This window comes from Streptomyces sp. M2CJ-2 (assembly GCF_016757295.1).
Taxonomy (GTDB): domain Bacteria; phylum Actinomycetota; class Actinomycetes; order Streptomycetales; family Streptomycetaceae; genus Streptomyces.
The window spans coordinates 21,473-29,614 of the sequence record NZ_JAESIF010000068.1 but is presented as its reverse complement, the minus strand read 5'-3'; the positions used below and the strand labels follow the sequence as shown (position 1 = coordinate 29,614).

Annotated in this window: 5 protein-coding genes; all 5 read left to right on the top strand. The window is 73.8% G+C overall.

What is annotated here, in order from left to right; genetic code table 11:
• Positions 1-2,159, top strand: a 2,159-nt coding sequence (gene infB / locus JL475_RS31835) for a translation initiation factor IF-2 (protein ID WP_237408866.1), incomplete at its 5' end; no start/stop codon positions are given.
• A 196-nt stretch (positions 2,160-2,355) separates the two neighbouring features.
• Positions 2,356-2,649: a DUF503 domain-containing protein gene (locus JL475_RS31830; protein WP_202281556.1), complete on the top strand. Its 294-nt coding sequence runs from the start codon at positions 2,356-2,358 to the stop codon at positions 2,647-2,649.
• A 65-nt stretch (positions 2,650-2,714) separates the two neighbouring features.
• Positions 2,715-3,161, top strand: coding sequence for a 30S ribosome-binding factor RbfA (rbfA, locus tag JL475_RS31825; protein WP_202281553.1), 447 nt, complete (start codon positions 2,715-2,717; stop codon positions 3,159-3,161).
• Positions 3,158-4,063, top strand: a complete 906-nt coding sequence (gene truB / locus JL475_RS31820; protein WP_202281552.1) for a tRNA pseudouridine(55) synthase TruB — start codon at positions 3,158-3,160, stop codon at positions 4,061-4,063. The genes rbfA and truB overlap by 4 nt, the downstream gene beginning before the upstream one ends.
• Before the next feature lie 391 nt (positions 4,064-4,454).
• On the top strand, positions 4,455-7,994 hold the full coding sequence (locus tag JL475_RS31815; protein WP_237408864.1) for a serine protease: 3,540 nt from the start codon (positions 4,455-4,457) through the stop codon (positions 7,992-7,994).
• Positions 7,995-8,142 lie beyond the last annotated feature (148 nt).

The following is an 8,142-nucleotide window of genomic DNA, read 5'->3' as shown; positions in this document are numbered from 1 at the left end:
ACTTTCGGGCTGGCGCGGCAGAGTCTCGCTGTACCCGGGGCAGCCAGTACGGCGCGCGTCGTCCCGGTGGCGGCGGCGGCTTCGCCGGTCGTCCCGGTGGTGGCGGCTTCGCCGGTCGTCCCGGTGGCGGCGGCGGCTTCGCCGGTCGTCCCGGTGGTGGCGGCGGCTTCGGTGGCGGCGGTGGCCGTCCCGGCTTCGGTGGCCGTCCCGGCGGTCCCGGTGGCCGCGGTGGCACGCAGGGCGCCTTCGGCCGTCCCGGCGGTCCGGCCCGTCGTGGCCGCAAGTCGAAGCGGCAGAGGCGTCAGGAGTACGAGGCCATGCAGGCCCCGTCGGTCGGCGGCGTGATGCTGCCTCGCGGCAACGGCGAGAGCATTCGCCTGTCGCGTGGTGCGTCGCTCACCGACTTCGCGGAGAAGATCAACGCCAACCCGGCGTCGCTCGTCGCGGTCATGATGAACCTCGGCGAGATGGTCACCGCGACCCAGTCCGTCTCCGACGAGACGCTCCAGCTCCTCGCCGACGAGATGAACTACACGGTTCAGATCGTCAGCCCGGAGGAGGAGGACCGCGAGCTGCTCGAGTCCTTCGACCTGGAGTTCGGCGAGGACGAGGGCTCCGAGGAGGACCTGGTCGTCCGTCCGCCGGTGGTCACCGTCATGGGTCACGTCGACCACGGCAAGACCCGTCTGCTCGACGCCATCCGCAAGACCAACGTCGCCTCGGGCGAGGCCGGCGGCATCACCCAGCACATCGGTGCCTACCAGGTCACGACCGAGGTCAACGAAGAGGATCGCCGGATCACCTTCATCGACACCCCGGGTCACGAGGCGTTCACCGCCATGCGTGCCCGTGGTGCGAAGTCGACCGACATCGCGATCCTGGTCGTCGCGGCCAACGACGGCGTCATGCCGCAGACGGTCGAGGCGCTCAACCACGCCAAGGCGGCCGACGTCCCGATCGTCGTCGCGGTCAACAAGATCGACGTCGAGGGCGCGGACCCGACCAAGGTGCGCGGTCAGCTGACCGAGTACGGCCTGGTGGCCGAGGAGTACGGCGGCGACACCATGTTCGTCGACATCTCCGCCAAGCAGGGTCTGCACATCGACAGCCTCCTGGAGGCCGTCGTCCTCACCGCCGACGCCTCGCTCGACCTGCGGGCCAACCCGGCGCAGGACGCGCAGGGCATCTCGATCGAGTCCCGGCTCGACCGCGGCCGCGGTGCCGTGGCGACCGTGCTCGTCCAGCGGGGCACCCTGCGGGTCGGCGACACGATGGTGGTGGGCGACGCCTACGGCCGCGTGCGCGCCATGCTCGACGACAACGGCAACAACGTCGCCGAGGCCGGCCCGTCGACGCCGGTCCAGGTCCTGGGCCTGACCAACGTCCCGGGTGCGGGCGACAACTTCATCGTCGTCGACGAGGACCGTACGGCCCGTCAGATCGCCGAGAAGCGCGCCGCCCGTGAGCGCAACGCCGCGTTCGCCAAGCGCACGCGCCGCGTGTCGCTGGAGGACCTGGACAAGGTGCTCAAGGCCGGCGAGGTCCAGCAGCTGAACCTGATCATCAAGGGTGACGCGTCCGGATCGGTCGAGGCCCTCGAGTCCTCGCTGCTCCAGCTGGACGTCGGCGAAGAGGTCGACATCCGCGTCCTGCACCGCGGCGTCGGTGCGGTCACGGAGTCCGACATCGACCTGGCGATGGGCTCGGACGCCATCGTGATCGGCTTCAACGTGCGCGCCGCCGGGCGGGCACAGCAGATGGCCGAGCGCGAAGGCGTGGATGTCCGGTACTACTCGGTCATCTACCAGGCGATCGAGGAGATCGAGGCGGCCCTCAAGGGCATGCTCAAGCCGGAGTACGAAGAGGTCGAGCTCGGCACGGCGGAGATCCGCGAGGTCTTCCGCTCGTCCAAGCTGGGCAACATCGCGGGTGTTCTCATCCGCTCCGGCGAGGTCAAGCGCAACACCAAGGCGCGCCTCATCCGCGACGGCAAGGTCATCGCGGAGAACCTCAACATCGACGGTCTGCGTCGCTTCAAGGACGACGTCACCGAGATCCGCGAAGGCTTCGAGGGCGGTATCAACCTCGGAAACTTCAACGACATCAAGGTCGACGACGTCATCGCGACGTACGAGATGCGCGAGAAGCCGCGGGCGTAACACCCCACGGTGCACACCGGCCGGCGGGCCCCTGGAGACACGGTCCCGCCGGCCGGTCCGTGTGTCCGGGGGCCCAGTGCCCCGGAGCGCAATATCCGTCGATCGGACTCGCCCCTTCGTTGTACGGTTCTGATGTCCCCGCCCACCACGGACGGCGGGGACGTCGATCCCGTACCGGCGGGTGAACCGGTTGTACATGTATGTGGGGACGCTGTCCTTCGACCTCCTCCTCGGCGACGTTCGCTCGCTGAAGGAGAAGCGCTCCGTCGTCCGCCCGATCGTCGCCGAGCTCCAGCGGAAGTACGCGGTGAGCGCGGCCGAGGTGGATCACATGGACCTCTACCGCAGGGCCGTCGTCGGCCTGGCGGTGGTGTCCGGCGACGCGGCGCACCTGACCGACGTACTGGACCGGTGCGAACGGCTGGTCGCCGGTCGCCCCGAGGTGGAGCTGCTGTCCGTCAGGCGGCGCTTCCACGGCGAGGACGACTGACGGATCCAGGCTCCGGGAACCCGGAGTTCCGACCACTCAGACAGGAAAGAACGGGAGACGGACCAGTGGCCGACAACGCGCGGGCGAAAAGGCTGGCGGACCTCATCCGAGAGGTGGTGGCCCAGAAGCTGCAGCGCGGGATCAAGGACCCGCGGCTCGGCACCCACGTCACCATCACGGACACCCGGGTCACGGGTGACCTGCGGGAGGCAACCGTCTTCTACACGGTGTACGGGGACGAGGAGGAGCGTGCGGCCGCGGCGGCCGGCCTGGAGAGCGCCAAGGGCATCCTGCGCTCCGAGGTGGGCCGGGCGGCGGGCGTGAAGTTCACGCCGACCCTGGCGTTCGTCATGGACGCGCTCCCGGACACCGCGCGCAACATCGAGGACCTCCTCGACAAGGCGCGCCAGTCCGACGCCAAGGTGCGTGAGGCGTCCGCGGGCGCCACGTACGCGGGCGGGGCCGACCCGTACCGCAAGCCCGAGGACGAGACGGACGACACCGCCGAATGACCCAGAAGCACACCACGCCCGACGGCCTTGTCATCGTCGACAAGCCGTCGGGCTTCACCTCGCACGACGTGGTCGCCAAGATGCGCGGCATCGCCCGCACCCGGCGCGTCGGCCACGCCGGCACCCTCGACCCGATGGCGACGGGCGTCCTCGTCCTCGGCGTCGAGAAGGCGACCAAACTCCTCGGCCACCTCGCGCTGACCGAGAAGGAGTACCTGGGCACCGTCCGACTCGGGCAGAACACCCTCACGGACGACGCCGAGGGCGAGATCACCTCGTCCACCGACGCCTCCGGGGTCACCCGCGAGGCCGTCGACGCGGGCGTCGCCAAGCTGACCGGCGCCATCATGCAGGTGCCGTCCAAGGTCAGCGCCATCAAGATCGACGGTGTGCGCTCCTACAAACGGGCCCGGGAGGGCGAGGAGTTCGACATCCCCGCCCGGCCGGTCACCGTCTCCTCGTTCGCCGTGCACGACGTCCGGCCGGCCGTCGCCGAGGACGGCACCCCGATGCTCGACCTGGTGGTCTCCGTCGTCTGCTCCTCCGGTACGTACATCCGTGCCCTCGCCCGTGACCTGGGCGCCGGACTGGGCGTGGGCGGCCACCTCACGATGCTGCGCCGCACCCGTGTCGGTCCGTACAAGCTGGACGCGGCCCGCACCCTCGAGCAGCACCAGCAGGAGCTGACCGTGCTGCCGATCGCCGAGGCCGCGGCCCTGGCCTTCCCGCGCTGGGACGTCGACGGCCGACGCGCCCGGTTGCTCACCAACGGTGTGCGCCTGGAGATGCCCGAGGAGTACGCGGGAGCCGGTCCGGTGGCCGTCTTCGGCCCCGAGGGCCGGTTCCTCGCCCTCGTCGAGCAGCACAGGGGCAAGGCCAAGAGCCTGGCCGTCTTCAACTGACGCCGGGACGGACGGCCGACGGTGTGTTCCCGCCGTGGAGCGGCGTCACGGGGATGGACATGCCGCCGCTCCACGGTCCCCCTCGGTTCCCCCACCCAAGGGTCTGTCCATCCGGGCACGTCGATTCACCCGTAAGTGCGGGCGCTCGGAGTGAACCGGGGGAGTGGAAGGGGGCGCGTTCGCCGAGTGAGCCGCCCCGCTGATCATTCCGGCCTTACTGTCGAGTTCATCAAGCTCATCAAGCTCATCAAGCTCATCGAGAACATCGCGGGCATCGCGGGCATCGCGGGCATCGCGGGCTCGAGGAGATCGTGGGCTCGAGGACATCGCGGACCTCGAGAGCACGGCAGGGCGAGGGCACGACACAAAGGCACGGCGGGGAGGCTCGACGATGACGTCGCGCAACGGTCCGGTGGGGCGGGAGCCCGTCCGGACGGCGGGGAAGCACTCACCCGGCGACGTCCTCGTCCGCATCCATGACCTCGCCGGCCGTCCGCGCGGTCTCGGTTTCCCCGCCGACCACCGCGGCACCCTGATCACCAGCCACGAGGCCGTCGACGGCCTGCCCCGCCTCGTCCTGCACGCCCCCGGCGACCGCCACCGCGTGGTGGGCGCCGACGCCGTCACCCCGCTGCCCGAACTCGGCCTCGCCCTCGTCCGCGGCGAGGGGCTCGGCGCCGCTCCACTGCCCGTCGCCACGCGGAACCGCGTCGAGAGCGGCACCTATGTACGGATCGCCGCCGGATGCTGGCGCGAGGCACGCGTACTGGGCACGACCCCCGTGACGTACACGGCCACCGACCGCTGCCACCCCCTCGACGACGCGCTGGAGCTCGCCATCGGCACCACCGGCCGCGACGCCCTGCGCCCCGGTGGCGGAGCGGCCGGCGGCCCGGTGCTCGACGCCACCACCGGCGCCGTGCTCGGCGTCCTCGGCACGGCCCTCCGGTCCGGCAGCCGCGGCGTCGGCTTCGCCGTGCCGCTCCGCCCCGCCCGGGGCCCGCTCGCCGGACTGCTCGCCGAGAACGCGGCGACGGTCCCGGCGTACGGCGCCGACCTCAATGTCGCCGGCGTCCTGGAACTCACCGCCACCTCGGTCGGGCAGGACGGCCCGTCGGGCGCCCTCGCCCCCGGGGGCGTGGTGCCGGTGGAACGGGCGGCCATGACCGCGGAGTTCGCCGCGTTCGAGCGCGGCCGGGCCGCGGTGCTCGGTCTCGTCGGACCGCCCGGCAGCGGCCGTACGACGGAACTCGCGGTGCTCGCCGCCCGCCGCCACCGCGCCGGCCTGCCCACGCTGTGGCTGCGCGGCGCCGATCTGCGGGACGACGACCTCTCCGTCGCGAACGCGGCCCACCGGGCACTCGACCGGGCCGCCCGCATCGTGGCCGCCTCCCGCACCCCGTTCCCGGGCGGCCCCGAAGGCCTGGGCGACACCGGCCCGGGGCGCCTCGCCGCGCTGGCCGGCACCGCCGGCCGCCCCCTGCTGATCCTGCTCGACGGCCCGGAGGAGATGCCGCCCGCCCTGGCCGACCGCCTCGCCCGGTGGACCGACGGGACGGCGCGATGGCTGCGGCGGACGGGCGCGCGGCTGGTGGTGGGGTGCCGCGCGGAGTACTGGGAGAGCGCGGGCGCGCTCCTCCCCGCGGACCTGCTGCACCGGGGCGGAGACGGAGGCGAGCACCGGGGTGAGCACGGTGGGCGCGGTGGGCGCGGGGCCGGCCACCAGGACGAAGCCACCGCCGAAGACCTCCCCTCGTGCGTGCGCCTCGGTGACCTGACCGCCGAGGAGGCCATCCACGCGCGTGCCCGCTACGGCATCCCGGAGGGCTCCCCGGCCGACTCCCGGCACCCGCTGACCCTCCGGCTGCTCTCGGAGGTCCGGGCCGCCCTCGCCGACGCCCCACAGGCCCCGGACGCCCGCGCCGACCGCCACGACGTCCTCTCCGCCCACCTGGACCTGATGTGCCTGCGCGTGGCCGTGCGCCTCGCCGCCGAGAGCGGGCTGCGCGGCACCGCCGTACGCCGGCTGGCCGCCAGGGTCTCCGGGCAGGTGCACGAGGCCGCCCGGCGCAGTCTCGGCCCCGGGCAGGGCGAGCTGGACCGGGAGGCGTTCGAGGCGGTGTTCCCGTGGGGGCCCGCCCCGGCCCGGCTCGGCGGTGGCACCGGCTGGGCCTCCGCCGTGCTCGCCGAGGGCATCCTCGTCCCGGCCGGGACCGGCTACCGCTTCGCCCACGAGGAACTCGCCGACTGGCTCCACGGCACCCACCTCGACCTGGACGCGGCCCTGCGCGCCCTGGTCCACGACCATCGCCACCACGGCCGCGATCACGGTCACGACACCCGCCCCGGCACCGACCGCCTCCCCGTCCCGCACCACAGGATCGGCCCCGTCGTCCAGGCCATGCTGCTGCTCGCCCGTCACCACGGCCCCGGCCCGCTCGCCTCCCGGCTGGCGGACCTGGTGCACGCCCTCGACGCCGACCCCGGCTCCTGGTGGGCCGCCCGGCTGCTCACCGAGACCCTCGCACGCGTGCCCGACGCGACGCCCTACGCCGAGGTGCTCCGGCTGCTGGCCGACCGGGTCGTGGCCTGGCGGCAGCAGCGGCGGAGGACGCTGAGGAGGGAGTCGGAGCCGGCCTTCTGGACGGCTCTCCCGCTGCCCCTGGAGACCGGCTTCGAGCTGCTGCGCCGACTCGTCCACGCCGACGGCCCCCCGGGCGAGACCGGACCCCGCTTCCTGGACGCCGCCGCCCGCCTGTTCACCGCCGACCCCGTCGCCGTGCTCCCGCACCTCGTGCGGTGGTTCGAGGACGAGCGGCCGCTGCCCGCCACCCCGCACGCGACCGTCGCCACGGCGGCGCAGGCACTGCTGCACACCCACCGGCACCGCGCCCCGGACACTCTCACCGAGGTACTCGCCGACAGCGCGCACCGGCGGGCCGGGCAACTGCTCACCGCGCTGGCCGAGGAGGACCCCTCGGCGGTGTGCAGGGCCGTCGACCGGTGGGCGCGCGACGAGCGGCCCGCACGCCGCGCGGCAGCCGTGGCGTACGGACTGCGGGCCGCACCGCACGCCCGTGACGTGACCGACCGCACCCTGCTGCGGTACGCGGCCCTCGCCCTGCTGGTGCGCACCGCCGACCGGCCCCTGCACGGCGGCGCGCTCGCCCTCCTCGTCCAGGACCCGAGCAGCAGGGACCGCCACCTCCCGCGGGCCCTGGAGCACTTCGCGGCCGGCGACCCGCACCTCCCGCCGAGCGCGCTGACCGGCGCCCTCGCCACCCACCCGGAGCCCGTCCTCGAGGCCTTCCGCGCGAGGCTCGCACACGCGGACGCGCACGAGACGCTGCACACCCTCGCCGACGCGGCCACGCCCGCCCTGGCCCCCCGCGTCGCCGCGCTCCTGCGGTCGGCGGTGGAACAGCGACCGGGTCTCGCGGGCGAGCTGGCCGCGTACGCGGGCCGGCGCCTGGCCCAGGAGCCGACCGACCGTGCCGACCACGACGTCCTCCTGTTGTTGCTCACCGGCCTGCTGGAGGGCGGCCCGCAGCCGTTGAGGGCCGCCCTCGCCGGTGTCCTCGCCGAGCCCGGCACCCCCGCCTCCCGGCCCCTGCGCCGCGAACTGCTGGATCCGCTCCTCACCCGCGCACCCGACCCCGCCGTCCTGGCCGCGGTGCTGGGCGCCGCAGCCCGCTGCTCCGGCGCCACCGCGCGGGAGCTCGTCCACCGCACCGGTCTGCTCCTCGCCCGCACCCCCGACGGCGCCGCCCACTTCGACAGCGGCCTGGTCGACCTGGGGCGGCGGGTGCCGGGCTTCGCCGCCGCCCTGGCCCACTGGCTGGCGGACGCGCCCCAGGAGTGGGCCGCCGTGGTGGGCCCCGGCACCCGCCGGACGATCGAGAACCTGGCGGGCGCAGGCGTCCCCGCCTGAGCCGCGGTCGGCCGTGCCGGGCGTGATCGGCCGTGCCAGTCGGTGGACCCCGTCACAGCACCCATGCCGATGCGGGCCGACGGCGGTCGGCATGGCACCCTTAGACCTGCGCGGAAGAAGTCCACGGACTCGGCTCGACAAGGTTTCG

Excerpts from the sequence above, each read along its gene's own strand:
- JL475_RS31830 (WP_202281556.1), top strand. The coding sequence starts at position 2,356 with ATGTATGTGGGGACGCTGTCCTTCGACCTCCTCCTCGGCGACGTTCGC.
- truB (WP_202281552.1), top strand. The coding sequence starts at position 3,158 with ATGACCCAGAAGCACACCACGCCCGACGGCCTTGTCATCGTCGACAAG.
- JL475_RS31815 (WP_237408864.1), top strand. The coding sequence starts at position 4,455 with ATGACGTCGCGCAACGGTCCGGTGGGGCGGGAGCCCGTCCGGACGGCG.